The organism is Catellatospora chokoriensis (genome assembly GCF_011297315.1).
In the GTDB taxonomy this organism is placed as follows: Bacteria; Actinomycetota; Actinomycetes; order Mycobacteriales; family Micromonosporaceae; genus Catellatospora; species Catellatospora citrea.
Genome location: NZ_JAAOTI010000001.1, coordinates 461,700 through 487,628 on the forward strand (window position 1 = coordinate 461,700; position 25,929 = coordinate 487,628).

The window sequence follows — 25,929 nt, forward strand, 5'->3', positions numbered from 1 at the left end:
GTCGCACGGTGTGCCCTCGCCTGGGCACCCGGCCGTGGCACCTGTCTGCGTCCGCGCTTGGCAGGCGTCAGTGCCCACCGGAACCTCCCCCGTTCGGTAGTCGCAGTGAGGATATCGACGCCGCGACATCAATGGAAGCCCGCAGGCGGGGTTCTCAACGCCTTGCCGACGCCTGCGGCAGATCACTCCGAAAGGGACGTGTCAGCGTCGGTGCGGTGATCGCGGTCACCGTGTGTAGGCATACCTAGAGCGCCTTAGGCATGGCCCTAGGTAGGTGGCGGCCAGGCAAGATACGCCGTCGCTGCGGATGGGGCGGGATCGTTTGGAGAGGAGTATTCATCTCGTCAGCAAGACACAGAGTCAAGGACTGAGGAGTCTGCGATGTTCGGATCACCCGAGATGTACTTCGATCTCGCGAAGTTGCATCACCGAGAGCTCATCGACGAGGCCGCGAAGGAGCGGGTAGCCAACAGGCTGCACCGTCACGGCCGCAAGCGCCGCCAGGCGCGTGACCACACGGCACGATGAGCACGACCAGACAGGCCCGGGAGCCGCACCACGGCCCCGGGCCTGTTCTTTTGCGCCAAGTCCGGCGCGCCTGTCCCGGCGGAGGCCGACCGGCTCAGGTCCACGTCCGCTCGGTCAGTCGAGTCCGCCACCGATATGTGTAATCCCTTATGCCGGCCCCGGTTCGCGGCATGTCCAGCCACTCGCCCGCGGCGCGCCGGAGCTCGCGATCAGCGACGGCTTCGGTGTCCGGGCCGTGGTCGACGGGCCAACCGTCGAGGATGTCGTCGAGTTCGCCCCAGATGGAGTAGAGCTCCCCCGCGCCCCACATATGCCCTAGGTACGGCGCCTGAAGGCAGTGCCCCATCATCTCCCGAATGAGGTCGCACACCTGCGACAGTCGCTCGGCAGCCAGGACGCGCCGCGCGAGCGGGTCGACGTCCGCCGCGAATCTCGTGAGCAGGTCCGCCTGCTCGGAGTCGGTCACCGCCACAGCATCGCACCGACACCCGGTCGTCGGCTTTTCGGCGCGCCCGCGGTCAGCGCCACGGCTCTTCAGGAGTGCCGGCGGGCCGCCGGTGGTGGTCCAGCAGCTTGGACAGCAGCTCGGTCAACTGCTGACGCTCCTGCGGTGACAGCGGGGCCAGCAGCTCGTCCTGGCACTCGGCCAGTTTCTTCTCCAGTCGCCGCAGCTGCCGCTTGCCCGCGGCGGTCAGCGAGATGATGTTGCGCCGCCGATCGGAGGGGTCCGGGGCGCGCTCGACCAGGTCACCGTCGGCGAGCTCGTTGATCGTCGCGACCATGTCGCTGACATGGATGCCGCTGCGGCGGCTCAGTGTGGCCTGGCTGGCCGGGCCGAACTCCTCCAGCGTCGCGAGCAGGCGGTAGTAGTAGCCGCGGGCGTGGACGGACGAGAACCCGTCGGTCACCAGGCGGTGCGCATGGCCGGCGGTCTGGGTGAGCAGCCAGCTGGGCAGGTTCTCCCACCTGGCGGGCGGCTGGTCGATCGGGTTCTCCATGTGACCAGCCTAACTAATCGTTGGGAGCACCAATGACTGTGGTACCGTTTGGACACCAAACGTTAGTCGCACTAACGTTTAGCTGACCAACGAACCCCCTCGGAGGCAGACCATGATCAAGCCGTTCCGCATCGACATCCCCGAGGCCCACCTCGACGACCTGACCGACCGGCTGGCCCGCACCCGCTGGCCCGACGAGGTCGCCGACGCGGGGTGGGACTACGGCTTCCCTCTCGCGCGGCTCAAGGAACTGGCCGAGTACTGGCGCACCGGCTACGACTGGCGCGAGCACGAGGCCAGGCTCAACGAGCTGGCGCACTTCACCACCGAGATCGAGGGGCAGCACATCCACTTCGTGCACGTCCGGTCCGCGAAGCCGGACGCGCTCGCGCTGATCCTCACCCACGGCTGGCCCGGCTCGTTCCTGGAGTTCCTCGACGTGATCGAGCCGCTGTCGCATGACTTCCACCTGGTCATCCCATCGATCCCGGGCTACGGCTTCTCCGGGCCGACCCACGAGCGCGGCTGGGACATCGTCCGGGTCGCGCGGGCCTGGGCCGAGCTGATGCGCCGCCTCGGATACGAGCGCTACGGCGCGCAGGGTGGCGACTTCGGCGCGGGCATCTCGCTGGCGCTCGGCGCGGTGGCGCCGGAACAGGTCGTCGGGGTGCACGTCAACTACCTGCCGACCCGGCCCGACCCGGACGCCGGTCTCGAACTGTCCGCGGCGGACGAGGCCCGGCTGGACAAGGTCCGGCAGCTGATGGCGAACCGTCCGCCCTACCAGACTCTGCAGGCCACCACCCCGCAGACCATCGGCTACGCGCTGACCGACTCACCGGTCGGCCAGCTCGCCTGGATCGCCGAGCGCTTCGCGCAGTGGACGGACCCCCGCTCGCCGATCAGCGACGATCGCATGCTCACCGACATCTCGCTGTACTGGCTGACCGCCACCGCGGCCTCCTCGGCGCGGCTGCACCGTGACACGCCGCGGCGGGTCGAGCCGTGCCCGGTGCCGGTCGGCGTGGCCGTTTTCGCGCACGACATCACGCAGTCGGTGCGGCCCCTGGCCGAGCGGCTCTACGACATCAGGCACTGGTCGGAGTTCGAGCGCGGCGGCCACTTCGCCGCGATGGAGGTGCCGGACCTGCTCGCCGAGGACGTCCGGGATTTCTTCCTGGCCAGGATCGAGAGTGGCCGGCTTGAGGCTTGACCTCCGATGCGCTTCACGTGCCGCGCGGTCACCGATCAGTTCTGGGCGACCCGGTGGCGGCCAATGCCGCCTCGACGATCCGGATCGCCTCGGTGTGATCGATGCCGACGCTGGCGATGAACGCCGCATAGTCACGGGCGGTGCGGCGGGCCTGCTCCAGGGCGGGCTCGCCGGCCGCCGACACGAACGAGCCGGCCCGTCCGCGGGTCTCGATCAGCCCGGCCTCCTCCAGCTCCCGGTATGCCCGGCCGACGGTGTTCACGGCGAGGCTGAGGTCGGCCGCGAGGCGGCGGATCGTCGGCAGTCGCGTGCCGACGGCCAGCGAGCGTTCCTGGATCTGCCGGGCGAGCTGGGCGCGGAGTTGTTCGTACGGCGGCGTCGGCGACCCCGCGTCGATGACGATCATCGGGTGGCCATGGCCCGCCGTGCCGTCGTGCCGACGTCCGCGGTCCTGAACTGGACCAGGCAGAGGGCGATGACGCCCACCACCACGAGCGCCACCGAGACCGCGTTCCACCAGCCGAGCGATTCCCCGTACAGGAAGATGGCCGGCAGCGACCACACCAGGCTGGGCGTGACGAGGGCACGGGCGTCCTCGACCCGCATGATGACATCGGCCGTGAGCGACGCCTCGTCCTCGGCCACGGCGGGGCTCGCCAGCACCTGGCGCAGCTGCAGGACGATACCGACGCCGGTGCCGGCGAGGCCGATCAGCACGACGACCGCTCCGTTGCGCAGCGTGGCGTCCGCGATCGGCAGCACGCTCAGCGCGAGCAGCAACGCCCCGGCGAAGGTGGCGACCGCGAACCCGGCATGCGGGCGGCCCAGCACCGCCCGCCAGCCGAGCTCGACCGGATGGGCGACCCGCCGGGGCAGTTCCCCGCCGGCCCGCTGGTCGACGCGGCGCACCCACCCGCCGAGCAGCCACTGCGCCACCAGCAACCCGACCACCAGTGCCGCCAGCACCAGCGGCAGCCAGGACGTGTCGTCGGCGGGCAGCGCCAGCGCGCGGGTCAGTGCGGCGCCGATCAGGAACGCCGCCAGCAGGAGGCTGTCGGCGAGCTTGGCGTGCCGCCGCACCGCCAGGCGCGTCGCGAGCAGCGGGGTCGGCTCGACGTCGGCCAGGCCGCGCTGGGTCAGCCACTGCTTGACCTCTGTGTGATCTGCCTGGCGCATGCCGGCACCTCCGATACGTCGCAAGCTTTGTCTCAACACGATGAGTCATAACATGCGACAAAGTCAACCCCGTGTCGCGGACAGGCTGCCGCGCCGGAACGGGCTCGGCGACGGGCGCGGCAGTGGCCGACCGGTCAGTCGGAAGCGCCGGCGGGCCGCCGCCGGCCGAACGCCGTGCCGAGGGCCGCGCCGCCGGCCGTGCCCGCCAGCCAGAAGACGACCATCACGACCAGGAAGTCCAGGCGCAGCACGTCGAGGACCGCCGACTGCCAGCTCGGCGGCACGGCGTCGCCGGTGCTCAGGTAGCCGGCCTGCCGGTTCGCCCAGACCACGGCCTCGGGAATGCTGACGGCGAGCACGGCCGCCATGGCGGCCAGCCCGGACACGGCCCCGGTGCGCATTCCCGAACCGAAGGAGCGGCTGCGCCAGGCCGTCACGAACGCGACGGCGAGCAGCAGCACGCTCGGGAAGGCGAGCCAGAAGTCGAGTACACCGCCGCGGTCGTGGGTCAGGGACCACCGCGAGGCCGCGAAGTTGCCGACCGCCACCGCGACCGCCACCACGGCGGCCGCCATCCACGTGCCGCGCGGTCGCCCGGAGCGCACCGCGGCCCACGCGCCGCCGAGGGCGAATCTGCGCCGCTCGGGCCGTGGGTCGATCGCTGCCAGCTCGGCCCGCAGCGCGGCACCCCAGGCAGCCCGGTGCTCGGGCAGGTCGGCAGTGGTCATGTCGAGCAGGAGCTGCCAGACGTCGCGCGGCGCGGATCGGTCCGCGGTCACGGCCCTGGCGCCGAGCGCCGCGCCCAGGACGGGCCACGGCAGCGCCCAGATCAGCACGGCGAGGAAGATCTCGAACGGCGCCAGCAGATCGCCGTCACCGAGGTTCGCGATGGCGGGGAAGCTGCCGGGGTCCGCCCGGTAGGCGGCGCGCAGCGGCAGGTGCGCGGCCGCGCTGCCGGCCGCCACGGCGGCGAGGGCCAGCAGCCCGGCGATGCCGCCGGCCCCGAATCCGCGGACCCGGGCCACGGTTGCCGCGGCCAGTCCGGCGAGGCCGCCGCACACGACCGCACCGAGCAGTCCGAGCGCCATGGTCAGCAGCACCACGTCGACCCCCCAGCGCGGACCGTCCGCGACCGTGGCGAGATAGAGCCGCTCCAGGCCGAAGGTGAGCAGCCCCGCACCGGCGACGACGGCCAGGAGCGCGGGCCGCACGGGGCGTCGGGTGCCCTGACGCCACGCGGCACGGGTGCGGGCCGGGAGCGTGCGCGCACCGCCCCGGAGGACGGCGTCACGCAGCCGGACCGCCAGCACCACGATCGCGAGCACGGGCGGGGCGAGGATCACCAGGAAGAGGAGGAAGGCGAACATCGAGGCCTCCGAGCGGCAGGGGCGGGTCCGGAATGGAACGGTCGACGGTCAGGCGGTCCTGGGTGCGAGCCGGGCCGCGCCCGGGGCGGGCGTGCCCTCGGCGGCGCGCGCCGCCGCGGCTACGGTGCGGGCGAGTTCGGCACCGGCGGCACTGAGCCGGTACAGGTGGCGGGGCGGCCGGCCGCGCGGCGGGTCGGTCTCCCAGGAGGTCTCCACGTGCCCGCGTTCGGCGAGGCGGATGAGGATCGGATAGACGGTGCCCGCCTTCAGATCGAGGGCACGGCACAGGTCGTAGCCATGGCTCCAGCCGTCACCGGTCTCGGCCAGGGCGACGAGCACGGCCGCGGTCTGCGGGGAGGGCTGTCTCGCACGTACCATGCCTCTAATATCTACCTAGGTAGAGTTATTGCGCAAGACCCCGCCGCGACTCAATGCTCGCTCACCCGCTCGACCTCGCGCGACCTGCCGGAAAGGGCCGCCAGCAGCACCGCCGAGGCACCCGCCAACGACGCGACGGTGAGCACGGCGCCGTCGAACCCGGCGGACTCCGCGACCTCGACCGCCGGCGGGCTGAGGGCATGTCCCGCCAGCACCAGCGTGGCCAGGCCGAGCAGCGCGGAACCGGCCACCTCGGCGGGTGTGCCGTGCGTCGTGGACGACACCCGGATCAGGCCGGCGCTCAGCGCGAAGCACAGGCCCAGCACGATCAGCAGCGAGCCGGCCGCCGTCCAGAGGTCCCCCTCTCGCGGTCCGACCGCGTGCGCCAGCATGCCCGCGGCGACCGTCCCCGCGCCGAGCGCGTCCCACGGCAGCCGCCCGGCGGCGCGGATCGCGGCGAGAGCACCGAGCCCGGCCGCTGCGGCACCGGCCATGAACAGCCAGGGCCGCCCTGCGGTCAGGTAGAGGCTGTCGGTCGCCACGGTGTGCAGGGGTGCGGCCAGCGCGAGGCACAGCACCGTCCACCGGACGAGCTCGGCGTGGCCACGCCGGTAGGCCTGCCGACTCAGCACCAGGGTGATCGCCGCCGCCAGCACGACCATGCCGTAGCGGACGGCGTCCGGCACCGCCGGCCGGTCCCAGAAGCCGATGTCGACGCCGGGCGGCGGCTGCTCGATGCCGGTGCGCAACACCAGGTTCCCGGCGTACAGCACGAGGACGGCGGCGGCGACCGCGGCGACGCAAGCCCAGCGGCCGGTAGCCTCCGCGCGGGGCGCGTCCGCAGCAAGCCCGGCTGTATCGGGGCGGATCACCGCCGTCGCCGCGGCGACCAGGGCGAGGGCGAGCGCCGTCCCAGGGAAGAAGAACTCCGGGATGAAGACCCGGGGAAGGTCGCTCGGCGGGATGACGACCGTGAGGATGTACGGGCACAGCACTAGCCCGACGGCGAACCCGGACACGGTGGCCGCGCGGACCGCGACCGGCGCATGCGCGGCGGCGAGCAGCACTCCGGCGAGCATGACGCCCAGCCCGACCGACGCGAGCGCCGGGGCGACGATGTCGTTGCCCGGTGTGTCGGCCAACTCCACGCACGACCCGGCCAGGACCAGCGGCAGCCCGCCGACGCTGATCGCCCACCCGCTCAGCCACCAGGGAAGGGGCCGCAGTCCGGCAGCGAGCAGGGTGAACGCGGCGGCGATGGTGATGGCAGCCGGCTCCAGGGCGCCGAGGCGGGAGGGCGCGATGTCGAGGTAACCGATGTGGAGCCGCAGCAGCGCCGCGCCCAGGCCCCAGTGGCCGAGCATGATGCCGGCCGCCCAGGCGGCGAACGCGGCCGCGACGGCCGAAGGCATCGAGGATCGGCTGTGCGAATGCCCGGTCATGCCGGCAGATCGTGCCACACCGGAGGGCACGCATGGGGTAGGCCGGCCAAGCGGCCCCGGTCGGTCCCGGGGTCGCCTGGCCGGCCGTCGGCTACTGGAAGGTGATGTGGTCGATGGTGATGGTGGAGTTGCCGCCGTACCAGAAGCCCATGGCCAGCTGGGACGGCGAGTTGCGGTTGATGCCGTTGGCGGCCATCGGGATGCGGATGTCCTGGTAGGCCGTGGTGATCACCGGGTGCGCTCCCCCGTCGAGGGTGAAGTCGGCGAACACCTTCGTCGAACCGCCCAGACCCAGGTTGAAGTGGGTCTGCTCGCCACCGGCCGCGCCCTTGATCCGCACGACGAGGTAGGTGTAGGCGCTCAGGTCCACGCCGACGTCGGAGCCGAACCACCCGCAGTTGTTGTAGCGCAGGCTCAACGCCCCGCCCGTGACCGCACCGGAACCGCCGCCGTCCAGGAAGCAGTTGGCCCCGGTCCACTTGCCGAGGTCGTTCTGCGACGACGACGGGTACGCGGGCGTCCCGTCGAAGTTGTCCAGCACGAGACCGGTCGGCGGCTGCGGGGTCGCCTCCGTGGTGACCGTGACGGTGTTGCTCGCCGCCGACCGGTTGCCCGCCGCGTCACGTGCCTTGACCGTGTAGCCGTAGGCGGTCGACGCGGTCAGGCCGGTGTCGGTGAACGAGGTCCCGGCCGGGCTGCCGACCAGGGTCGTGCCCCGGAACACCTCGTACCCGGTCACGCCCACGTTGTCGGTGGACGCGGTCCACGACAGCGACACCGACGTGTCGGTCCTCGCCGGCGAGGACAGGGTGGGCGCGCTCGGGGCGGTGCAGTCGCCCGAGCAGCCGGTCGTGGTCGCCGACACGGTGGCCGACGCACCGGACACGTTGCCCGCGGCGTCCACCGCCCGGACCGAGTACTGGTAGGTCTGCCCCGGCGAGCGGCCGGTGTCGGTGAACGTGGTGCCCGTCGGGGTGCCGACCGGGGTCGAGCCGCGGAACACCTGGTAGCCGGTCACGCCGACGTTGTCGGTGGACGCCGTCCACGACAGCGACACGCTCGTGTTCGTCACCCCCGACACCGTCAGGCCCGTCGGCGCCGACGGCGCGGTGCAATCGCCCGTGCAGGAGCCGACGGTCACCGAGGAGGCCAGCACGTTGTAGCCCTTGGCCGCGTCCCACGTGCCGGTGTTGGCGAAGCGGATCGCGTACTCGGGACGGGCCTGCAGCCCGGCATCCGGGTCCGGCAGCCACAGCGCCAGCTTGTAGTTGCCCGCGACCGCGCCGCCGGGCACGGTGACGCTGCCGGTGACAGCACTCGCGCCGGCCAGCCAGGCGCGCGGGTCGACGCCGCCCAGCGGCAGGTTGTAGCGGTTGGTGCCGCTGTCGAGCACCAGGTAGGCGGTGCGGCCCTTGATCAGGCCGGACCAGCCGTCGTTGTTGAGGTGCGCGGTCAGCGCAAGGCTGCCGCCGGGTGCCACGGTGCTGGGGAAGGTGGCGTCGAGCAGTCTCAGCCGATACCCCATCTTGCGCTTGATGCGCGTGAAGCAGGTCTCGGCGGGGTCGTTGCCGCTCGCGGCGAGGTTGGCCGCCTTCCACTTGTCGGTGTTGACGGCGGCGTAGTCCTCGTTGATCTCGGTGAAGTTGAGCTTGTTCATCTCGGTCTGCGCGTTGACGCAGGCGGCGTCGTTGTAGCCGTCGGCGCCGCAGGTCTCACCGCCGACCATCTTGTTGAACCCGGTCGAGGTGGCCAGGTCGTACATCCACTGCTTCTTCTGCTCGATGTAGAACCAGCCCATCCAGGACGGGTTGTCGTAGGTGCCCATGTCGTTGAGGTCGGCCAGGAAGCAGTCGTTGTGGAAGCTGATCCGGTCCTTCTGCGCCTGGGTCAGCGTGCAGCCCTCGGGCACCACGCAGGAGGTGGGGTCGACCATCTCCTTGATGTAGATCGGGTAGCGCATCGCCAGGGGGATGCTCGCCGGAGTCGTGTCGGCGATCTTCTTGACGATGCGGTACCGGGCGGGCGCCTCCTCGACCGAGGACGGGTTGGCCAGCCCGCCGGTGTGCCACTCGCCCCAGGCGCCGAGGTAGCCGGTCTCCAGGTGCAGGACGACGTCGGCGTTCGCGGTGATCACGGCGTTGAGCTGGGCGATGTGGGCGAGGATCTGCGACTCGGCGACGGTGGCGTAGCCGTCCCAGGTGTAGGCGGGCCGCAGCACGATCTTCATGCCCGCGGTGCGGACCGCGGCCAGCCCGGAGGCGAGGTTGTCCAGCAGCGCCTGGGGCAGGGCCTGGGTCTTGTACTTGTCGAGGTGCACATAGCTGTGCACCAGGGTGTTGCCGTTGGCCTTGGCACGGGCGAAGGTGCGGTCGAGCAGGTCCGGGTTGAAGCCCGGGATGGTGGCGGCGTTGACGTAGTCGTTGACCGCCGGGTCGTTGATGATCTCGTAACGGTTGTGGTAACCGCGCTCCGGGTTGGCGAACGCGGTGGACAGATCTGCCTGGTAGGTGACGGTGGCCGCCTGGGCGGGCGCGGCACCGGCCGTCACGACCACGAGCGCGGCCAGTAACGTTGTCGCGGTGAACATCCGCAGACTGCGGGTGGGCATGGTGGCCTTCCTGTGCATCGGGAGGGTGGGCCGCCTGGCCGGGTCGGGAGCCCTGCCAGGCGGCCGGCTTGCCTTACTGGAACGAGATGTGGTCGATCGAGATGGTCGAGTTGCCGCCGTACCAGAAGCCCATGGCCAGCTGCGACGGCGAGTTGCGGTTGATGCCGTTGGCGACCATCGGGATCTTGATGTCCTGGTACGCCGTCGTGATCACCGGGTGCGCTCCCCCGTCGAGGGTGAAGTCGCCGAACACCCTCGTCGAACCGCCCAGACCCAGGTTGAAGTGCGTCTGCTCCCCACCGGCCGTGCCCTTGATCCGCACGACGAGGTAGGTGTACGAGCTCAGGTCCACGCCGACGTCGGAGCCGAACCAGCCGCAGTTGTTGTAGCGCAGGCTCAGCGCGCCGCCGGTGACGACGCCGTTGCCGCCGCCGTCGAGGAAGCAGTTGCCGCCGGTCCACTTGCCCAGGTCGTTCTGGTTCGACGACGGGTACGCCGGGGTGCCGTCGTAGTTGTCGAGCACCAGGCCGGTCGGGGGCTGCGGTGCGGCGTCGGTGGTGACGGTGACCGTGTTGCTGGCCGCCGACCGGTTGCCCGCCGCGTCACGTGCCTTGACGGTGTAGCCGTAAGCCGTCGAGGCGGTCAGGCCCGTGTCGGTGTAGGAGGTCCCCGTCGGGCTGCCGACCAGGGTCGACCCACGGAACACCTCGTAACCGGTCACGCCCACGTTGTCCGTGGACGTCGTCCACGACAGCGACACGCTCGTGTTGGTCTTGCCCGGCGAGGACAGAGTCGGCGAACTCGGGGCAGTGCAGTCACCCGCGCATCCCGTGGTGGTCGCGGACACCGTTGCGGACGAATTGGACACGTTCCCGGCGGCGTCGACCGCCCGGACCGTGTACTGGTACGTCTGCCCCGGCGAGCGCCCGCTGTCGATGAACGTGGTGCCCGTCGGCGAACCGGCCTGGACCCCGTCCCGGAACACCTGATAGCCGGTGACGCCGACGTTGTCCGTCGACGCCGTCCACGACAGCGACACGCTCGTGTTCGTCACCCCGGAGACGGCCAGGCCGGACGGGGTCGACGGAGCGGTGCAATCGCCCGTGCAGGTGCCGGAGGTCGACACGCTGCCCAGGTTGACCCAGCCGTCGGCGCCCTGATTGCTGTTGGCGAACGACAGCGGCAGGCGGGGCCGCCACTGGTCGATGATCCAGTCGGTGAGCCTGCTGGCGGCGGGGCGAGCGCGCAGCACGTCCGCGGTGACCGCCTCCAGGGGGTTGCGCACCTTCAGGACCAGGCTGTACGCCCCGGCGGGCACGCCCGCGGTGCTGACAGTCGTGGAGAAGTTCACCGGGCGGCCGAAGTCGAGGTACTTCGGGTCGGCCCCCACGTTCCAGTCCGGGAACGCGCGGATCTTCAGCGGCTGCACGGTGCGCAGGTCCCAGCTGGTGTCCCAGGTCTTCACGACCGCCCCCGCGCTGTTGCGCAGGCCGAGCTGCACCGTCCACGGGTAGTAGAACGGGGCGACGCCGTCGTTCTGCATGGTGACGCCGACCTTGAAGTTGCCCGCGGCCGTCGCGTTGAAGTTCGCCTGCGGAATGTGCAGGTTGTAGCCCATCTTGCGGACCCCGGCGGAGACCTTCGGGTCGCTGGTGCTGTACCCGCCTGCGCCGGTCTGGTTGATCATCCAGGTGATGTGGGTGAGCTCGGTCGCCGCGAGCACGTCGTCGACCTGCCCGGAGCCGCCCGGCCAGTTGGCGTAGAGGGTGCCCTGGATCTCGGGCCGGGCCTCGCCGCCGATGGACTGGGTCACCCACCGGTTCTCGGTGCCGGTGTTGAGCTGCAGCTGCAGGAAAGCGTCCTCCCAGCCGTTCATCGACATCGGCAGCGTCATGCTCTTGAGCTGCCCGCCGTTGCGGAACTCCTGGTACGGCCAGGAGTCGTCGTGGAAGCCGATGTTCGCGGTCTCGGTGCCGGCGAGCGGGTAGCGGACCTCCAGCTGGATGTTGTCGAACGCGGTGTCGTACGCCCCGATGATCGTGCGGATGGTGGCGTCGGTCGGCATCAGGTTCGGGTAGCCGTCGGCCAGGTCGCGGTCGTACGGCCAGGTGTGCCACTCGCCCCACAGGCCGACCAGGCCCAGCGACATGAACCCGATGCGCGGGTCGGCGGTGCCGCCCGGCCCGGCCTTGTCGTAGCGGGCCGCGAACGCGTTGATGAAGGTGACCAGCGCGCCGATGACGTCCGGGTCGTCGTAGTCGGGGCTGACGGTGCCCCAGAACCCGTTGGTGCGCAACGCCATCTTGCCGTTCAGGCACGGCGGGATGCCGTTGCCGGGGTGGGTGCCGCTGCCGCCGGGATACTCCAGGTAGAAGCGGAACGCGGTCTGGCGGCTCCAGACGGCGGCCTCGTCGAGCGCCTTCTCGAACACGCTCCAGTCGATGTTCGCGCAGTTGGCGGGATCCTTCATCACCTCGTTGAGGGCGAAGTAGCTCCAGACCAGGCCGCCGGGGTATTTGGTGGACAGGTTGTCACCGGGGAAGAGGTAGGGGGCGAACCCCTTCAGTGGCTGGCCGAGCGCGGCGTCGGCGTAGGTGTAGGTGTGGGTGGCCAGGCTCGTGTCGGGGCCGGGACCGGCGGGGGGCCGGGCGGGCGGGCCTGCGGGTGCGGCCGCCGCGCTGGTGGCGACCAGCGCGAGCGTCAGCGCCGCCGCCGTCGTGGCGAGCAGCTTGCGTACGGATGGCATGAACCGGTGTTCCCCTCGGGGACGAAGTTCAGGAACAGGAAAGGGTTCGGTGCGGGCGCCGCCGACCGGCTGCCGGCGGCGCCGAGGTGCGGGTGGTGCGTCGGCGCCGTCAGCGGGTGGTGACGGTGCCGAGGTGCAGCCAGCCGGTGTGGGTGTCCTGGCTGGTGTTGGCGAACCGCAACGGGATGCCGTTGGGCAGCGGGTTGGCCACGCGCAGCACGATGTCGTAGCTGCCGGCGCGCAGGCCGCGGGTGTCGATGCGGGTGGTCAGCTCGGCGGGGGCCTGGCCGGGCTGGATGCCGTCCACGGACCAGCCGGTGTGCCAGCGCTTGACGAAACGGCCCTGGCTGTCGACGGCGGCCAGCTCGGCGCGCCAGTCGTAGTAGAAGGGCGCGGTGCCGCGGTTGGCCACGCGCACCGACACCCGGTCGCGGGACAGCGCGGCCTCGGTGACGGTCAGCTCGTAACCCAGCGACTTGGCGGCGGCCAGGGCGCGGAAGTACTCGTCGCCGGTGTAGCCGTCGGGCGCGAACGCCGCGTGGTTGATCATCCAGCTGATGTGGGTCTGGTCGACGGACTGCGTGAAGTCCTCGTACTGGCCGCAGCTGACGGGCTGCTCGAACAGGCAGGCCTGGATCTCGGGGCGCAGCTCGCCGCCGATCGGCTCACGCTGCCACTTGTCGGTGACGCCCTCGTCGATGAGGCGCTGCACGAAGTGCCATGACTGCACCGGCAGCGTCTCGAAGGCGAACGAGTCGTCGTGGTAACCGATGCCCAGGTCCTTGTTCTGCGGGCTCGGGTAGCGGGCCAGCAGCCTCGTCCTGTCGAACGCGGTGTCGAAGGTGTTCAGGATGCCCGCGAGGATGTCGGTGGACGGCATCCAGTTCTCCGGCTTGGTCCAGCCGTCGTAGGGCCAGGTGTGCCACTCGCCCCAGAAGCCGATCAGCCCGAGGGTCAGGAAGCCGATGCGCGGGTCGCCGTCGTACTTGCGGCCCAGCGCGGTGATGAAGTTCTGCACGGCGGTGACCAGGCGCGGGTCGCTGTAGTCGGGGGCGACGCTGACGCCGTTGTTGCCGAAGTCGTCGTAGGCGTGGGTGGCCAGGCCCTGGTCGAGCAGGTACTGCGGGATACCGGTGGGCTTACCGGGGTAGTCGAGGTAGAACCGGAACACGGCCTGGTGGCCGCGCGCGGCGATGGCGTTGAGCTGGCGTTCGACGGCGTCCCAGCGGAACTGCTTCGGGCCGGTCATCACGTCGCGGACCGGCAGGTAGAACCATTCCATGCTGTACGGGAAGGTCTGGTAGCTGCCCGCGTACGGCATGAAGCCCTTGAGCGGGTTGTCGGCGGGCGCGGACGTGTAGGTCAGCGGCGTCCACTGCGGTTCGGTGGGCGCGGGCCGGGCCGCGGCAGGGGTGCCCGCGGCGAGGGTGAGGGCCGCCAGCAGGGCGACCGCGAGGCGGACTGTTCTTCTCATGTGGGTTTCCTCGGTCGGGGGTGGGCCGGCCAGGCCCCCGTTGCCTGGCCGGAGCGTGCGAGGCAGGGTCAGCCGACGGTGATGCGGTCGATGTCAGGCGCCCAGCCGGAGGGGTTGGCGAAGGTGATCGTGTTGTTGCCCGCCGTCAGGTTCAGGGTGACCGTGGTGGTGCCGACGGTGTCCCAGTTCGCGGTGGGCGCGAAGTTCACCGTCTGGCCGTTGACCGTGGCGGAACGTGCCACGGCCGACAGGTAGTGGATCGTCACGGTGCGCGCGCCGCCCGTGCCACCGGCGACGTTGTTGAACGACAGGGTCGCGCCGCTGCCGACGTAGCCGACCTTCGCACCGCCCGAGCAGGCCGTGCAGGATGCCGTGGCCGCCGTGCCGGTACGGGTGTTGCCGGAGGCCTCGGCCTCGTAGCTGACGGGCGCCGTGCCGCCTGCGCTGGTCGTCACGGTCAGCGGGCTCGACGCGGCCGAGTGGTTCCCGGCGGCGTCATAGGCCTTGACCGTGTACGTGTAGGCGGTCGACGCGGCCAGGCCGGTGTCGGTGAAGCCGGTGGTCGTCGACGTGCCGACCGGGCTGCCGCCGCGCAGGATCTGGTAGCCGGTCACACCGACGTTGTCGGTCGAGCCGCTCCACGACAGCGTGACCGACCCGGCGGTCTTGCTCGGCGAGGCCAAGCCGGTGGGGGCGCTCGGCGCGGTGGTGTCGCCTCCGCCGCCCGCGGTGGACACGGTGATGCGGTCGATGTCAGGAGCCCAGCCGCCGGGGTTGGCGAAGGTGATGGTGTTGCTGCCCGCGGCGAGGTCGACCGTGACGGTGGTGGAGCCGACCGTGGTCCAGCTGCCGGTCGAGGCGAAGTTGACGGTCTGCCCGTTGACCACGGCGGTGCGCGCCTCGGCCGTCAGGTAGTAGATCGTCACCGTTCGCGGGCCGCCGGTGCCGCCGGCGACGTTGGTGAACGCCATCGACGCCCCGTTGCCGAGGTAGCCGACCTTCGACCCGCCCGAGCATGTGGCGCAGGCCGCCACCAGGGCGCCGCCGGACAGCGCGTTGCCCGAAGCCTCGGCCTCGTAGCCGGTGGGCGTGCCACCGCCTGACGTGGTGGACACCGTGACCGTGTTGCCGACCGCGGACCGGTTCCCGGCCGCGTCCCGGGCCCGGACGGTGTAGCTGTAGCTCGTCGACGCGGTCAGGCCGGTGTCGGTGAACGAGGTCCCGGCCGGGCTGCCGACCAGCGTCGAGCCGCGGAACACCTCGTAGCCGGTCACCCCGACGTTGTCCGTCGAGGCGGACCAGGACAGCGAGACCGACGACGACGTCTGTCCGGTGGAGGTCAGCCCGGTGGGGACCGACGGTGCGGTGGTGTCGCCACCGCCGCCGGTGCCGACGGTCACCGCGCCCATGCCGAGCCAGCCGTCCGCGTTCTGGGTGGTGTTGGCGAACCGCAGCTTCTTCGCGTCGGTGTCGACGGTCTCCAGCGGGTTCTTCACGCGCAGCACCCACTGGTAGCTGCCCTGCGGCACCGCGGCGAGGTCGACGCTCGTCTGGAAGTACTGCGGGTGGCCGAAACTGCGGTACGTGGGATCGGATCCCACGTTCCAGTCGGGGAACGCCCGGATCGACAGCGGCTGGACAGTACGCAGGTCCCAGGACGTGTCCCAGGTCTGCACCACGGTGCCCGAGCTGTTCTTGAGCCCGAGGGTCATGGTCCAGGGGTAGTAGAACGGGGCGACGCCGGTGTTGCTGATCTGCACGCCGACGTTGGTCGTGCCGCTGGCGGTGTCCTTGAAGTAGGCGTTGCCGACGGTGAGGTGGTAGCCCATCGCCCGCACTGCGGCCGAGACGTTCGCGTCGGTGGGCGAGTAGGCGGCACTCCCCTCGTTGATCATCCAGGTGGCGTGGGCGAGCTCGATGCACGCCTTGAGGTTGTCGACGGTTCCGGAGCCGTTCGGCCAGGACTGGAAAGCGAAGGTCTGGATCTCGGGGCGCAGCTCGCCGCCGATCGAGCTGGTGATCCACTTGTTCTCGGTGCCGGTGGCGATGTTGCGCTGCAGATGGGCGTAGGAGGCGCCGCCCAGGGACGTCGGCAGGGTCACGCCCTGCAGCGGTGAGCCTTCCCGGAAGCAGAACGAGTCGTCGTGGTAGCCGATGTCGCGGGAGTTGGCCGCGCCGCCGGCCGCGTCGGCGTAGCGGATCTCGACCTTGGTGGTGTTGAACGCGGCGTCGAAAGCGGCGACGAGCTGCGCGCCGTTGGCGTCGGTGGGCATGTAGTCGGGCAGCCCGTCAGCGGTGTCCGTGTCGTAGGGCCAGGTGTGCCACTCGCCCCACAACCCGACCAGGCCCAGGTGGATGAACCCGAGCCGGGGGTTGCCGTCGTAGCGGGCCCCGAACGCGGCGATGAAGTTCTTCAACGCGTTGATCAGGAACGGGCTGTCGTAGTCGGGGTGCGTGACGTTCCAGGTCGCGTCGGCGCGGGTGGCGACGTTGCCGTTGAAGCACGGCGGGATGGCGTTGGCCGGGTGGCTGCCGGTGCCGCCGGGGTAGGTCATGTAGATGCGGATGGCGGCCTGGTTGCCGTAGCCGGCCGTCTCGGCCAGCATGCTGTCGATGATCGACCAGTTGTAGCTGCCGCAGTTCGCGGCGCTGGTCATGATCTCGGACAGGCCGAAGTAGCCCCAGGTCAGCGAGTGCGGGAAGCCGTTGTTCTGGTCACCGCCAGGCGAGTAGAACCTGGCCCAGCCTTTGAGCGGGTTGTCCACCGGCCCGGGGGCCGCGGTCAGCGGGTGGGCCTGCAGGGCCGGGTCGGGGCTGGCCGGCGCCGCGGGACGGGGCGGCGGGCCGGCGGGGGCGGCCTGTGCGCCGGACGGGCCGGCGAGCACCAGGGCGGCCCCGAGGGCGGCGGTGGCGAGTGCGGCCAGGACGGTACGGCCGCGTGAACGTGATTTCACGGTGATCTCCGGTGGGAGTCGGGCTGTTCTCCGGGCGGTGCGAGGTGCCTGTGCCACGCGGGCACACCACTGAGCCGACGCACAGGGTCCACATAGTCCCTGGTCGGAGCATCGGCACAGCGGTTCTGAGCTGGTCGTCCCCCTCGTCGTTACCGAAGTAATACGAAGAGGTGTTGACAAAATTTCGAAGGTCTACATCATTATTCGAGAGCGGGGCGGCTGGCAAGAGCCGACCGATAGACGGATCCGAGGACGTGGATGAGCTCGACAAAACCGCGGGACGACCGCCGGGCGGCGTGGTGGTTCCTGCTACCGGTGCTGGTGGGGTTCGCCGTCTTCTACGGCTACCCGGCCGCTCGGGGCGTGTGGTACTCGGTCACCGACTACAACATGCTCAACACCGCGTCGTACGTGGGCACCGAGAACTACACCAAGCTGTTCGCCGACGCGAAGTTCTGGAACTCCATGCTGGTCACCGCCTGGTACGTGGTGCTCAACATCGGGTCGCAGACGCTGCTGGCACTGGGTGTCGCCTCGCTGATGCACCGGCTGACCCGCTCGGTCGTGCTCCGGGCGACGCTGCTGCTGCCGTGGCTGGTCCCCAACGTCACCATCGGCCTGCTCTGGATGTGGCTGCTGGACACCAACCTCGGCTTCGTCAACCAGCTGCTGCACACGTTCGGCCTGGGCCCGGTCGGCTTCTTCACCGACGAGACCTGGGCGATGCCGACCGTGGCCGGCATCAACACCTGGGCCTACACCGGCTACACGGCGCTGCTGCTCTATGCCGGGATGCTGCAGATCCCGCAGTACCTCTACGAGGGCGCGGCGATCGACGGCGCCGGGGAGTGGCGCATGTTCCGCGGCATCACCCTGCCGCTGCTGCGCCCCGTGCTGGCCCTGGTGCTGGTCGTGTCGATGATCGGCTCGTTCCAGATCTTCGACACCATCGCGGTCACCACCAAGGGCGGGCCGGTCTCCGCCACGCAGGTCATCTACTACTTCATCTACCAGCAGGCATTCAAGTACTTCCACATGGGTTACGCCGCTGCGGCGGCGATCTGCCTGGCCCTGATCCTCGGCGTGCTCACCGCGATACAGATGCGCATGCTGCGTGCCTCGCGCTCGGACCTGGCCTGAGAGGGGACGACAGACATGACCCGCAAATCCTTGCGCCCCGGACGCGCGCTGGCGTGGGTGGCGATGGCCGTCTTCGTCGTGGTGACCGTCTTCCCGTTCTGGTGGATGATCCGCACCGCGCTCACCCCGGCGGCCGACATCTACACCGACAACGCCGGCCTGCTGCCCGCACACCCGACGCTGATCAACTTCACCCGGGTGCTCGGCCTGACCACCGAAGCCGAGGCGCGTGCCGCCGGCGGGTCCGGCGCGCACATCAACTTCGCCGGCTACCTGTGGAACTCGGTCGTCTACTGCAGCCTCATCGCCGCGGTGCAGACCCTGTTCTGCGCGATGGCCGGATACGCGTTCGCCCGGCTGCGCTTCCCCGGCCGCGACCTGGTGTTCGCGATCGTGATCGCGGCGCTGATGGTGCCGCCGATCTTCACCCTGCTGCCGAACTTCATCTTCGTCAAGGACCTCGGCCTGATGGGCACCATGGCCGGCATGGTCGCCCCGACCATCCTGATGACCCCGTTCGCGGTGTTCTTCCTGCGCCAGTTCTTCCTGTCGCTGCCCCGCGACGTGGAGGAGGCCGCGATCCTCGACGGCAACGGGCCCTGGGGCATCTTCTGGCGCATCGCGCTGCCGATGAGCCGCGGCCCGCTGATCACCATCGGGCTCACCACCACCGTGTGGGCCTGGAAGGACTACCTGTGGCCGCTGCTGGTCGGCCGCGACGAGGAGAACCGCCTCGTCACCGTCGCCCTCGGGGTGTTCCTGCAGCAGTCGCCCAACACCCAACCCGACTGGACCGGCCTGATGGCCGCCTCGACGCTGTCGGTCCTGCCCGTCCTCCTACTGCTGATCTTCATGGGCAAACGGCTGGTCCAGTCCCTGAACTTCACCGGAAGCAAGTGACAACACCCACCCCAAAAAGGAAAGAAGGCACCGATGAACCGCAGATCACGGGCCGGAGCAGCGCTGCTGTCCCTGGCCGTGGCGGCCGGCCTGGCCGCTTGCAGCACCACCGAAGAGGAGCCCGGCGCCGCCGTCACCCTGGACTACTGGCTCTGGGACGACAACCAGAAGGCGTCGTACCAGCAGTGCGCCGACGCGTTCCACACCGCCAACCCGAACATCACCATCAAGATCAGCCAGGCGGCGTGGAGCGAGTACTGGCAGAACCTGACCACGCAGATCGCCGCGGGCGACGCCCCGGACGTGTGGACCAACCAGGGCTCGTACTACCCGCAGTTCGTCAGCTCCGGCCAGATCCTCGACATCCAGCCCTTCGTCGACGCCGACAAGGTCGACCTGTCCCAGTACCAGGGCGGCCTGGCCGACCTGTTCACCAAGGACGGCCAGCGCTTCGGCCTGCCGAAGGACTGGGACACCATGGCCCTGGTCTACAACACCGAGCACCTCAAGGCCCAGGGCATCGACGCGGCGGCGCTGGCGAACCTGACCTGGAACCCGACCGACGGCGGCACCTTCGAGCAGGTCATCGCCAAGGCCACGGTCGACGAGAAGGGCCGCAACGGCCTGGACCCGGCGTTCGACAAGACCAAGGTCAAGGTCTTCGGCTACCTGCCGGAGTGGGCCGACGGCTCGCAGGGCCAGAACGGCTGGGGCAACCTGGCCGCCAGCAACGGCTTCACCTACCTGGACAAGAACCCCTGGGGCACCCAGTACAAGTACGACGACCCCAAGCTGGCGCAGACCATCGACTGGTTCAAGTCGCTGAGCGCCAAGGGTTACGCCCCCGCGCTGGACAAGGCGTCCACGCTGAGCCGTGACTCGCTGCTCAACGCGGGCAAGGGTGCGATCACCTTCGCGGGCTCGTGGATGATCAACAGCTACCTGGGTGAGGCCGCGAAGCTCAAGTTCGCGTTCGCGCCGCTGCCGGCCGGCCCGCAGGGCCGCAAGACCGCGATCAACGGCCTGTCCGACGCGATCTGGTCCGGCACCAAGCACAAGGACGAGGCCTGGAAGTGGGTCAAGTTCCTGGGCTCCGCCGACTGCCAGAACATCGTCGGCGGCAACGGCGTGGTCTTCCCCGCCATCAAGTCCGCCAGCGAGAAGGCCCTGGCCGCCCACACGGGCAAGGGCCGCGACGTGAAGGTGTTCGTCGACGAGGCGGCCGCTCCCGGCGGCACGTTCTTCGTGCCGATCACCGAGCACGGCAACGAAGTAAGCCAGCTCGTGCAGGACGCCATCCAGTCCGCGATCCTCGGCCAGTCCGACTCGGCCGGCGCCCTGAAGAAGGCCAACGACCAGGTCAACGCCCTGTTCAAGTAGCCCGCACGACGAACAGGTGCGGCGGGACGCATGGTCGCGTCCCGCCGCACCCCACACCTGCGACTCATCTGCATCTCACCCGCCAAGGAGAACCATGGCACTGCTCATCGAGCTGGCCGGCCACACTTTCGCCCTCGAACACGACGGCCCCGGCAGCCCGCAAGCAGCCGACGGGGGCCTGGTCCTGCCACCGGGACGGGTCGCGCTGCTGCACGGACTGGGCGATGCCCTGTTCTACCGGCACGGGCACAACTCGTGGAGTCCCTGCGGCTGGCGGCGGCTGAGCGAACCGCCGCTGCGCATCGCCAACCCGCAGCGACGCCTCACCGCTGACGACACCGTCTGGGACGACCCGGCCCGCCACCACTCCTCCGCGGTGGCCGCCCTGGACGCCGGCGACGGCAACGTGCTGCTGCTCGGCGCGCTCGGCCTGGGCGTGCCACGGCTGGCCGCCGACCGGGACACCCTGTCCGGCTGGTACGAGCACGGCGCCGCGCCCTGGTTCGCCGCGTACGGCCCCGAGGACGAGGTCTTCGCCGCGTACACCCGGCAGCTCGCGCAGCGGCTGGGCAGCAGCACCCGCCGCGCCGGCAACGTCTGGTGCTCCTGGTACGCCTACTACGAGACCATCACCGAGCAGCAGCTCGCCAAGGACGTCGACGACCTGCGCGGGCTGCCCTTCGACGTGGTGCAGGTCGACGACGGCTGGGAGCGGCTGGTCGGCGACTGGCAGCCCAACCACAAGTTCCCGTCCGGCATGAAGGCGCTGGCCGACCGGATCACCGACGCGGGCATGACGGCCGGGCTTTGGCTGGCGCCGTTCATCGCCCTGCCCGGTTCGGAACTCGCCCGGCAGCGCCCCGACCTGCTGCTGCGCGACCACCGCGGCGAGCACGTGATCGCGGGGAACAACTGGGGCAGCGGCTACCACGCCCTGGACCTGTCCCGGCCCGCCGCCCGCGACTACCTGACCGAGCTGACCCACCGCGTGGTGCACGAGTGGGGCTACAAGTATCTGAAGCTCGACTTCGTCAACGCCGGCGCGGCACCGGGTGTGCGGGCCGACGGCGGCGAGCGCGAGCAGTCCTACCGCGACGCCCTCGCCCTGATCCGCGAGGTCGCCGGCGAAGACGTGTACCTGCTGGGCAGCGGAGCGATGCTGCTGCCGTCGCTGGGCATCCTCGACGGGATGCGCAGCGGTCCCGACGTCGCGCCGATGTGGCAGAACTACGCCAGCGACGACCCGTCCGACGCGATGGCCCGCAACGCGGTGGTCAACACGCTGCACCGGCTGTGGCACCAGCCGCTGGCCGAGGTCGACCCTGATGTCATCTACTTCCGCAGCCGGTTGAACCTGCTGACCGAGCAGCAGCTGGTCTGGTTGCGCGACCTGGCCGACATCTGCCGGTTCCGGGCCGTGTCCGACCCGCCGAGCTGGCTGTCGGCCACGGAGCTCGACGACATGGTCGGCTACCTGGCGGCGCAACCGGAGGTCGCCCGGCTGGGCCGTTACGAGTACACCGTCGGCGGCCGCAGGGCGGACTTCACCGCGGCGGTCACGCCCGCGGCCCAGGCCTATCCGATCTCCTGACGTGGTTCCGGCTTCGACCGGACCGGCCCGGTTGCCCTCCCCCGTGTGGGCAACCGGGCCTGGGCTGTCATCCCGGCAAGTCGGCGTGCGGTCCGCGGACGGCAGTCGGCATGGTGTCCGCCACCGCCTTCACCGAGGGTGGGCTTGCCATCACTCGGCGATTTTGTAAAGATCAAAGCGTATTGCGCGGGCTCTCCCGCACGCAAACAAGGGACAGAACGTGACAGAGCTAGCAACAACCGGAACGGATCTGCCGCGGCTGCGCGAGCTCAACTCCCTGAGCATCGTGCGCGCGCTGCGCGACCACCCGCCGTCCACCGTCACCGAGCTGTCCCAGCGCACCGGGCTGTCCCGGCCCGCCGTCGACGTCATCGCCCAGGGCCTGGTGTCCGACGGCTGGGCCACCGTGCTCGAGCCCGGCGCCAGCAGCGCCGTCGGCCGCCCGGCGCGCCGCTACCAGTTCCGGGCCGACGCCGGTTACGTGCTCGGGGTCGACGTGGGCGTCCACAAGATACTGGCGCTGCTGGCCGATCTCGACGGCAACATCGTGCAGACCGTACGCCAGTCCGTGTCAGCCGAGGCCCAACCCGCCGCACGTCTCGCCGTGCTCGACGAGGTCGTCAGCGCGTGCGTGGCGGGGGCCGGCAAGACGGCCTCCGACATCTGGGCCGTCACCGCCGCGGTCACCGGCGCCGTCGACGCGTCCGGGCGGACCAGCTTCTTCACCCCGCTGCCCGGCTGGAAGAGCGTCGACCTGCCCGCGCACCTGGGCACGCACTTCTCCTGCCCGATCGTGGTGGAGAACGACTGCAAGCTGGCCGCCCTGGCCGAGCGGTGGAAAGGCGCGGCGACCGACGCCGACGACATCGTCTACCTGCTCGGCGGTATGCGCAACGGCGCAGGTCTGATCATCGACGGCGTGCTGCGCCGGGGCTTCGGCGGCGCGGCGGGCGAGATCGGCGCGCTGAAGCACGTCCGCTGGCTCAACGCCCCCGAGCACCTGCAGAACTGCCCCGGCGTGCCGGAGACCGTCAGTCCCGACGACGCCGCCGCCTGGGTCTTCAACGCCGCCCGCGAAGGCGACCGGGCCGCGCGCGGCGCGGTCACCCGCTACGTCAAGGACCTCGCCGTCGGCGCGGCCGCCCTCGTGCTCACCCTCGACCCGCAGGTGGTCGTGTACGGCGGTGGCTTCTCCCGGTCCGCCGACCTGGTGCTCGACCCCCTGCGCAACGAACTCCAGCGCCTGGTCCTGCGCATGCCCGACGTGCGCGCGTCCACCCTCGGCGCGGACTCCGTCGCCCTCGGCGCGCTGAAGCTGTCGCTCAACGAGGTCGATGTGCGGCTGTTCAGCGCGGGCCTGTCCGCCCCCGTGGCTCCCCGGCGTCAGTGAGGCCCGACCGCATCCGGGAACCGCTCAGGTGACCTGGAAGTAGGTGTCGCGCGTCATCGTGATGGCGACACCGCCCACCACCCTCAGCTCACCGGCACCGGCGAGCAGGGACGGGCGCTGGGTGCGCGCGTTCTTGATCCTGAAGGTCGACCCCTGCTGGACGCTGTCGCCCCAGGGCTGCGCGACGTAGAACTTCTCGGATCCGCCGAAGGACCACCGGCCGTCCGCGGTCCTCGCGAACAGGCACACCTCGCCGCTCCCGGTCGCCGCGATCGCCACGGCCCGGCCGCCGCCGTCGGGGATGAACGCCCAACCTGCGGAGTAGGAGTCGCCGCCGCTGCACAGCGCGACGAAGATGGCGTGACCGCTGCGGTTGTGGATCGTCAGGTCGCGGTTCGTGCCGGCGGCGAGCCACGTCCCACCGCCGACGCCGGTCTGCAGGATCGCGAATGGGTCCATGTGCCGCCGTTTCGACAGGCTTCGAGAATGAGCCGATCCTATCGATACACATGAACCGCCGTCGACCTTCGCCGTGACGACTGAGTGTCCTGACGGTTTCACCAAAGTGGTCGATCATGCCGTCAGGCGCGCGGCGGCTCGCTCACCGAGGTCGCCGGTCGACCGTCGCCCGATCCCGCGGCCGCCCGCTCAGCGGTTCTTGGCCGCGGCGACCTCTGCCCGTGCCAGGTCCGTGAGCTTGGCGATGTTCTCCGGAGTGGCTTCGTAGCCGGCGATCGTGGCGCCCACCACCATCGTGCCGTCGAGCACGCCGAGGCCGACGTGGGTCTGGCCGTTCTGGGTCACGCTTCCGGCGTAGGCCTGCTCGCCCAGGCTGGGCACCGGCACGGCCTTGACGTCGGGAACCGCGCGGCTCAACTCGACGGCCTGCTGGTAGCCGGCGGACGCGTCGGCCGCAGTCGCGTACGCGTCCGCCGAGATGGTGACCTTCTTGGAGCCGTCACCGCTGGTGTAGGCGACGCTTCTCGTGGCCGTGGGACTGCCCGAGGCGGTGGCGTTCCAGCCCGTGGTGGCCTCCTGGTTCACGTCCGGGAAGAACGTCTGAACCTCGTTCAGCGGGATGACGATGTCGCGGGGGAGCAGGGCGCCGGTGGCCGAGGGTTGGGCGATACGCGGCGCGGTTGCGGACGTCACGGGGCTGGCACAGGCCGGGAGTGCGAGAACCCCGATCGCGGCCGCCCAGAGCAGGGCCGACCTGCCCCGACGCGTGCTCCTCGACCGTACGTTCATGTGCGCCCCCACTCACGGAAAGTCCAGTTCAGTCACCTATCTGCGAAAGCAATATAACCCGGCAAATCGGACCGACTGTGGCTATTCGCTGATGATGCGGCACATCAAGCCGGTGCGGGGCGGCGAGACCGCGATGGAGCAGTCACGTGACGGTGTCGAGGACCTCCTCGTCGTCACTGCCCGGCAGCATCTGCCCCATGTCTTCCACCGCGTCCACGAACGGTCCACCGCCTGGCGCCATGACTTCGACCCCGGCACCCTGCGGACCACCGCTTGACCGGGTTGTTCCCCGCATCACGGGACGGGCGTTCCCGCCGAAGGCATGGGATGTCACCATCTGGTTCATGATCACATCACTGGACGGGCGGCACTTCGCCGCCGTGGCGGAGGTCGCGGGCGGCGAGGTCGACACGCAGACGGTGTTCACCTACCACGAGCAGGACGGCATGATCTGGGCCGATTACGCCGGTGGCGCGATCCGGCGCGGCTTCCTTGTCGGCACCCGCGACGGCGACCGGCTCGACTTCCGCTACACGCAGCTCAACACGGACGGGCAGACCTCCACCGGACACTGTGTGTCCACGTTGTCCCTGCTGCCCGACGGCCGGCTACGGCTGGACGAGACCTGGCAGTGGGAGTCCCGGCCCGGCTCCGGCACGAGCGCGATTGTCGAGCTGGCCTGAAGCCTGCAGGCTTGGGGGTACGGGGCCGTCGCCGCGGCGGTGCCGATCGCTCGCATTCAGCCCGGTGGACTTGACAAAGATGATCACTGCCGCGAGAGGATACGGCGTGAGGACGACGCTTTCGACACCGCCCGCCATCCCCGTCGGAGCCCTCTGCGCCGGACCGCAGCCGGTGCTTTCCGCACCAGGTGATCTGGTCCTGCGGCCTTGGGAGACGGCCGACGCACCGGCGTTCCTCGCCGCCTATCAGGACCCCGCGATCCAGCACTGGCACACCCGTCAACCCGCATCCGAGGACCAGGTCCGCGAGTGGTTCGAGCAGTATCGCCAGGCGTGGGCGCAGGAGACCGGCGCGAGCTGGGCGGTCACCCACGGTGGCGGTGTGGTGCTCGGACGCCTGGCCATGGGGTCGCTGAATCTCGATGACGGTGTCGCGGGGTGCGCCTACTGGGTGCTCCCGGCCGCTCGCGGAAAAGGTGTCGCCTCCCGAGCGCTGGCGGCGCTGAGCACCTGGGCGCTGGGTGAGGCCGGTTTCCACCGGCTGCACCTCGATCACTCGACCCGCAACATCGCCTCCTGCCGGGTCGCCGTCAAGGCCGGGTTCCTCCTGGAGGGCACCAAGCGCAGCGACGCCGTCCACTCCGACGGCCGGCACGACATGCACCTGCACGCCCGCATCCGAGGCGACGAGCCGCCCGGCTGATCAGGCGGCG

Annotated in this window: 23 protein-coding genes; 9 read left to right on the plus strand and 14 right to left on the minus strand. The window is 70.4% G+C overall.

Annotated features, from left to right (window positions below; genetic code table 11):
• The first annotated feature begins 381 nt into the window (after positions 1-381).
• A complete protein-coding gene (locus HAV39_RS02030) occupies positions 382-528 on the plus strand; it encodes a hypothetical protein (RefSeq protein ID WP_155385753.1) in 147 nt (48 codons plus the stop codon).
• Positions 529-622: 94 nt separating this feature from the next.
• Here the strand turns inward: HAV39_RS02030 and HAV39_RS02035 are convergent, their stop codons facing one another.
• Complete coding sequence (locus HAV39_RS02035; protein WP_191837404.1) at positions 623-994, minus strand: hypothetical protein; 372 nt, start codon at positions 992-994, stop codon at positions 623-625.
• A 52-nt stretch (positions 995-1,046) separates the two neighbouring features.
• Entirely contained in the window at positions 1,047-1,526 is a 480-nt protein-coding gene (locus tag HAV39_RS02040; RefSeq protein ID WP_191837405.1) for a MarR family winged helix-turn-helix transcriptional regulator, read from the minus strand.
• A gap of 112 nt (positions 1,527-1,638) precedes the next feature.
• Here HAV39_RS02040 and HAV39_RS02045 point away from each other — a divergent pair, with 112 nt between their 5' ends.
• Positions 1,639-2,739 carry an epoxide hydrolase family protein gene (locus tag HAV39_RS02045; RefSeq protein ID WP_191837406.1) on the plus strand — a complete coding sequence of 367 codons (1,101 nt, stop codon included), beginning with the start codon at positions 1,639-1,641 and terminating at the stop codon, positions 2,737-2,739.
• A 28-nt stretch (positions 2,740-2,767) separates the two neighbouring features.
• Here the strand turns inward: HAV39_RS02045 and HAV39_RS02050 are convergent, their stop codons facing one another.
• The 9 genes from HAV39_RS02050 to HAV39_RS43180 form a co-directional block, all read right to left on the minus strand.
• Complete coding sequence (locus tag HAV39_RS02050) at positions 2,768-3,145, minus strand: GntR family transcriptional regulator (protein ID WP_191837407.1); 378 nt, start codon at positions 3,143-3,145, stop codon at positions 2,768-2,770.
• Positions 3,142-3,915: a hypothetical protein gene (locus HAV39_RS02055; protein WP_191837408.1), complete on the minus strand. Its 774-nt coding sequence runs from the start codon at positions 3,913-3,915 to the stop codon at positions 3,142-3,144. The genes HAV39_RS02050 and HAV39_RS02055 overlap by 4 nt, the downstream gene beginning before the upstream one ends.
• 134 nt (positions 3,916-4,049) lie before the next feature.
• Complete coding sequence (locus tag HAV39_RS02060; RefSeq protein ID WP_191837409.1) at positions 4,050-5,282, minus strand: hypothetical protein; 1,233 nt, start codon at positions 5,280-5,282, stop codon at positions 4,050-4,052.
• 48 nt (positions 5,283-5,330) lie between these two features.
• The gene (locus HAV39_RS02065; protein ID WP_191837410.1) at positions 5,331-5,660 is read right to left on the minus strand and encodes a PadR family transcriptional regulator; all 330 of its coding nucleotides are present in this window, start codon (positions 5,658-5,660) and stop codon (positions 5,331-5,333) included.
• 50 nt (positions 5,661-5,710) lie between these two features.
• Entirely contained in the window at positions 5,711-7,102 is a 1,392-nt protein-coding gene (locus HAV39_RS02070) for a hypothetical protein (protein WP_191837411.1), read from the minus strand.
• Between the two features lie 91 nt (positions 7,103-7,193).
• Positions 7,194-9,710, minus strand: coding sequence for a DUF4832 domain-containing protein (locus tag HAV39_RS02075; RefSeq protein WP_191837412.1), 2,517 nt, complete (start codon positions 9,708-9,710; stop codon positions 7,194-7,196).
• Positions 9,711-9,783: 73 nt separating this feature from the next.
• Positions 9,784-12,456 carry a fibronectin type III domain-containing protein gene (locus HAV39_RS43175; protein ID WP_203736742.1) on the minus strand — a complete coding sequence of 891 codons (2,673 nt, stop codon included), beginning with the start codon at positions 12,454-12,456 and terminating at the stop codon, positions 9,784-9,786.
• Between the two features lie 109 nt (positions 12,457-12,565).
• Complete coding sequence (locus HAV39_RS02085; protein WP_203736743.1) at positions 12,566-13,930, minus strand: DUF4832 domain-containing protein; 1,365 nt, start codon at positions 13,928-13,930, stop codon at positions 12,566-12,568.
• Between the two features lie 68 nt (positions 13,931-13,998).
• A complete protein-coding gene (locus tag HAV39_RS43180; protein WP_203736744.1) occupies positions 13,999-16,884 on the minus strand; it encodes a fibronectin type III domain-containing protein in 2,886 nt (961 codons plus the stop codon).
• Positions 16,885-17,142: 258 nt separating this feature from the next.
• Between HAV39_RS43180 and HAV39_RS02095 the strand changes: the two genes are divergently transcribed.
• The 5 genes from HAV39_RS02095 (at position 17,143) to HAV39_RS02115 (ending at position 23,285) form a co-directional block, all read left to right on the plus strand.
• A complete protein-coding gene (locus HAV39_RS02095; protein ID WP_191837414.1) occupies positions 17,143-18,024 on the plus strand; it encodes a carbohydrate ABC transporter permease in 882 nt (293 codons plus the stop codon).
• 15 nt (positions 18,025-18,039) lie between these two features.
• Positions 18,040-18,924, plus strand: a complete 885-nt coding sequence (locus HAV39_RS02100; protein WP_191837415.1) for a carbohydrate ABC transporter permease — start codon at positions 18,040-18,042, stop codon at positions 18,922-18,924.
• A 33-nt stretch (positions 18,925-18,957) separates the two neighbouring features.
• A complete protein-coding gene (locus HAV39_RS02105; RefSeq protein WP_191837416.1) occupies positions 18,958-20,304 on the plus strand; it encodes an ABC transporter substrate-binding protein in 1,347 nt (448 codons plus the stop codon).
• A gap of 94 nt (positions 20,305-20,398) precedes the next feature.
• Positions 20,399-21,895 (plus strand): glycoside hydrolase family 36 protein, encoded by a 1,497-nt coding sequence (locus HAV39_RS02110; protein ID WP_191837417.1) that lies wholly within the window; start codon positions 20,399-20,401, stop codon positions 21,893-21,895.
• Positions 21,896-22,115: 220 nt separating this feature from the next.
• Positions 22,116-23,285 (plus strand): ROK family transcriptional regulator, encoded by a 1,170-nt coding sequence (locus HAV39_RS02115; protein ID WP_191837418.1) that lies wholly within the window; start codon positions 22,116-22,118, stop codon positions 23,283-23,285.
• A 24-nt stretch (positions 23,286-23,309) separates the two neighbouring features.
• Here the strand turns inward: HAV39_RS02115 and HAV39_RS02120 are convergent, their stop codons facing one another.
• The 3 genes from HAV39_RS02120 to HAV39_RS02130 form a co-directional block, all read right to left on the minus strand.
• Positions 23,310-23,744 (minus strand): hypothetical protein, encoded by a 435-nt coding sequence (locus HAV39_RS02120; protein ID WP_191837419.1) that lies wholly within the window; start codon positions 23,742-23,744, stop codon positions 23,310-23,312.
• Between the two features lie 189 nt (positions 23,745-23,933).
• Positions 23,934-24,437: a hypothetical protein gene (locus HAV39_RS02125; protein ID WP_191837420.1), complete on the minus strand. Its 504-nt coding sequence runs from the start codon at positions 24,435-24,437 to the stop codon at positions 23,934-23,936.
• A gap of 238 nt (positions 24,438-24,675) precedes the next feature.
• A complete protein-coding gene (locus HAV39_RS02130) occupies positions 24,676-24,879 on the minus strand; it encodes a hypothetical protein (protein WP_191837421.1) in 204 nt (67 codons plus the stop codon).
• On the opposite strand from HAV39_RS02130, the gene HAV39_RS02135 reads away from it, so the two are divergent.
• Both HAV39_RS02135 and HAV39_RS02140 read left to right on the plus strand, forming a co-directional pair.
• On the plus strand, positions 24,878-25,216 hold the full coding sequence (locus HAV39_RS02135) for an avidin-fold protein (RefSeq protein WP_191837422.1): 339 nt from the start codon (positions 24,878-24,880) through the stop codon (positions 25,214-25,216). The two genes, HAV39_RS02130 and HAV39_RS02135, sit on opposite strands and share 2 nt — an antisense overlap.
• Positions 25,217-25,322: 106 nt before the next feature.
• Complete coding sequence (locus HAV39_RS02140) at positions 25,323-25,919, plus strand: GNAT family N-acetyltransferase (RefSeq protein WP_239120886.1); 597 nt, start codon at positions 25,323-25,325, stop codon at positions 25,917-25,919.
• Positions 25,920-25,929: the final 10 nt, after the last annotated feature.

What these genes read in the sequence shown, in the direction of transcription:
- HAV39_RS02130 (WP_191837421.1), bottom strand. Translation starts at nt 24,879, where the DNA reads ATGAACCAGATGGTGACATCCCATGCCTTCGGCGGGAACGCCCGTCCC.
- HAV39_RS02105 (WP_191837416.1), top strand. Translation starts at nt 18,958, where the DNA reads ATGAACCGCAGATCACGGGCCGGAGCAGCGCTGCTGTCCCTGGCCGTG.
- HAV39_RS02085 (WP_203736743.1), bottom strand. Translation starts at nt 13,930, where the DNA reads ATGAGAAGAACAGTCCGCCTCGCGGTCGCCCTGCTGGCGGCCCTCACC.
- HAV39_RS02095 (WP_191837414.1), top strand. Translation starts at nt 17,143, where the DNA reads ATGAGCTCGACAAAACCGCGGGACGACCGCCGGGCGGCGTGGTGGTTC.
- HAV39_RS02110 (WP_191837417.1), top strand. Translation starts at nt 20,399, where the DNA reads ATGGCACTGCTCATCGAGCTGGCCGGCCACACTTTCGCCCTCGAACAC.
- HAV39_RS02100 (WP_191837415.1), top strand. Translation starts at nt 18,040, where the DNA reads ATGACCCGCAAATCCTTGCGCCCCGGACGCGCGCTGGCGTGGGTGGCG.
- HAV39_RS02120 (WP_191837419.1), bottom strand. Translation starts at nt 23,744, where the DNA reads ATGGACCCATTCGCGATCCTGCAGACCGGCGTCGGCGGTGGGACGTGG.
- HAV39_RS02030 (WP_155385753.1), top strand. Translation starts at nt 382, where the DNA reads ATGTTCGGATCACCCGAGATGTACTTCGATCTCGCGAAGTTGCATCAC.
- HAV39_RS02135 (WP_191837422.1), top strand. Translation starts at nt 24,878, where the DNA reads ATGATCACATCACTGGACGGGCGGCACTTCGCCGCCGTGGCGGAGGTC.
- HAV39_RS02050 (WP_191837407.1), bottom strand. Translation starts at nt 3,145, where the DNA reads ATGATCGTCATCGACGCGGGGTCGCCGACGCCGCCGTACGAACAACTC.
- HAV39_RS02065 (WP_191837410.1), bottom strand. Translation starts at nt 5,660, where the DNA reads ATGGTACGTGCGAGACAGCCCTCCCCGCAGACCGCGGCCGTGCTCGTC.
- HAV39_RS02040 (WP_191837405.1), bottom strand. Translation starts at nt 1,526, where the DNA reads ATGGAGAACCCGATCGACCAGCCGCCCGCCAGGTGGGAGAACCTGCCC.
- HAV39_RS02060 (WP_191837409.1), bottom strand. Translation starts at nt 5,282, where the DNA reads ATGTTCGCCTTCCTCCTCTTCCTGGTGATCCTCGCCCCGCCCGTGCTC.
- HAV39_RS02045 (WP_191837406.1), top strand. Translation starts at nt 1,639, where the DNA reads ATGATCAAGCCGTTCCGCATCGACATCCCCGAGGCCCACCTCGACGAC.
- HAV39_RS43175 (WP_203736742.1), bottom strand. Translation starts at nt 12,456, where the DNA reads ATGCCATCCGTACGCAAGCTGCTCGCCACGACGGCGGCGGCGCTGACG.
- HAV39_RS02055 (WP_191837408.1), bottom strand. Translation starts at nt 3,915, where the DNA reads ATGCGCCAGGCAGATCACACAGAGGTCAAGCAGTGGCTGACCCAGCGC.
- HAV39_RS02075 (WP_191837412.1), bottom strand. Translation starts at nt 9,710, where the DNA reads ATGCCCACCCGCAGTCTGCGGATGTTCACCGCGACAACGTTACTGGCC.
- HAV39_RS02070 (WP_191837411.1), bottom strand. Translation starts at nt 7,102, where the DNA reads ATGACCGGGCATTCGCACAGCCGATCCTCGATGCCTTCGGCCGTCGCG.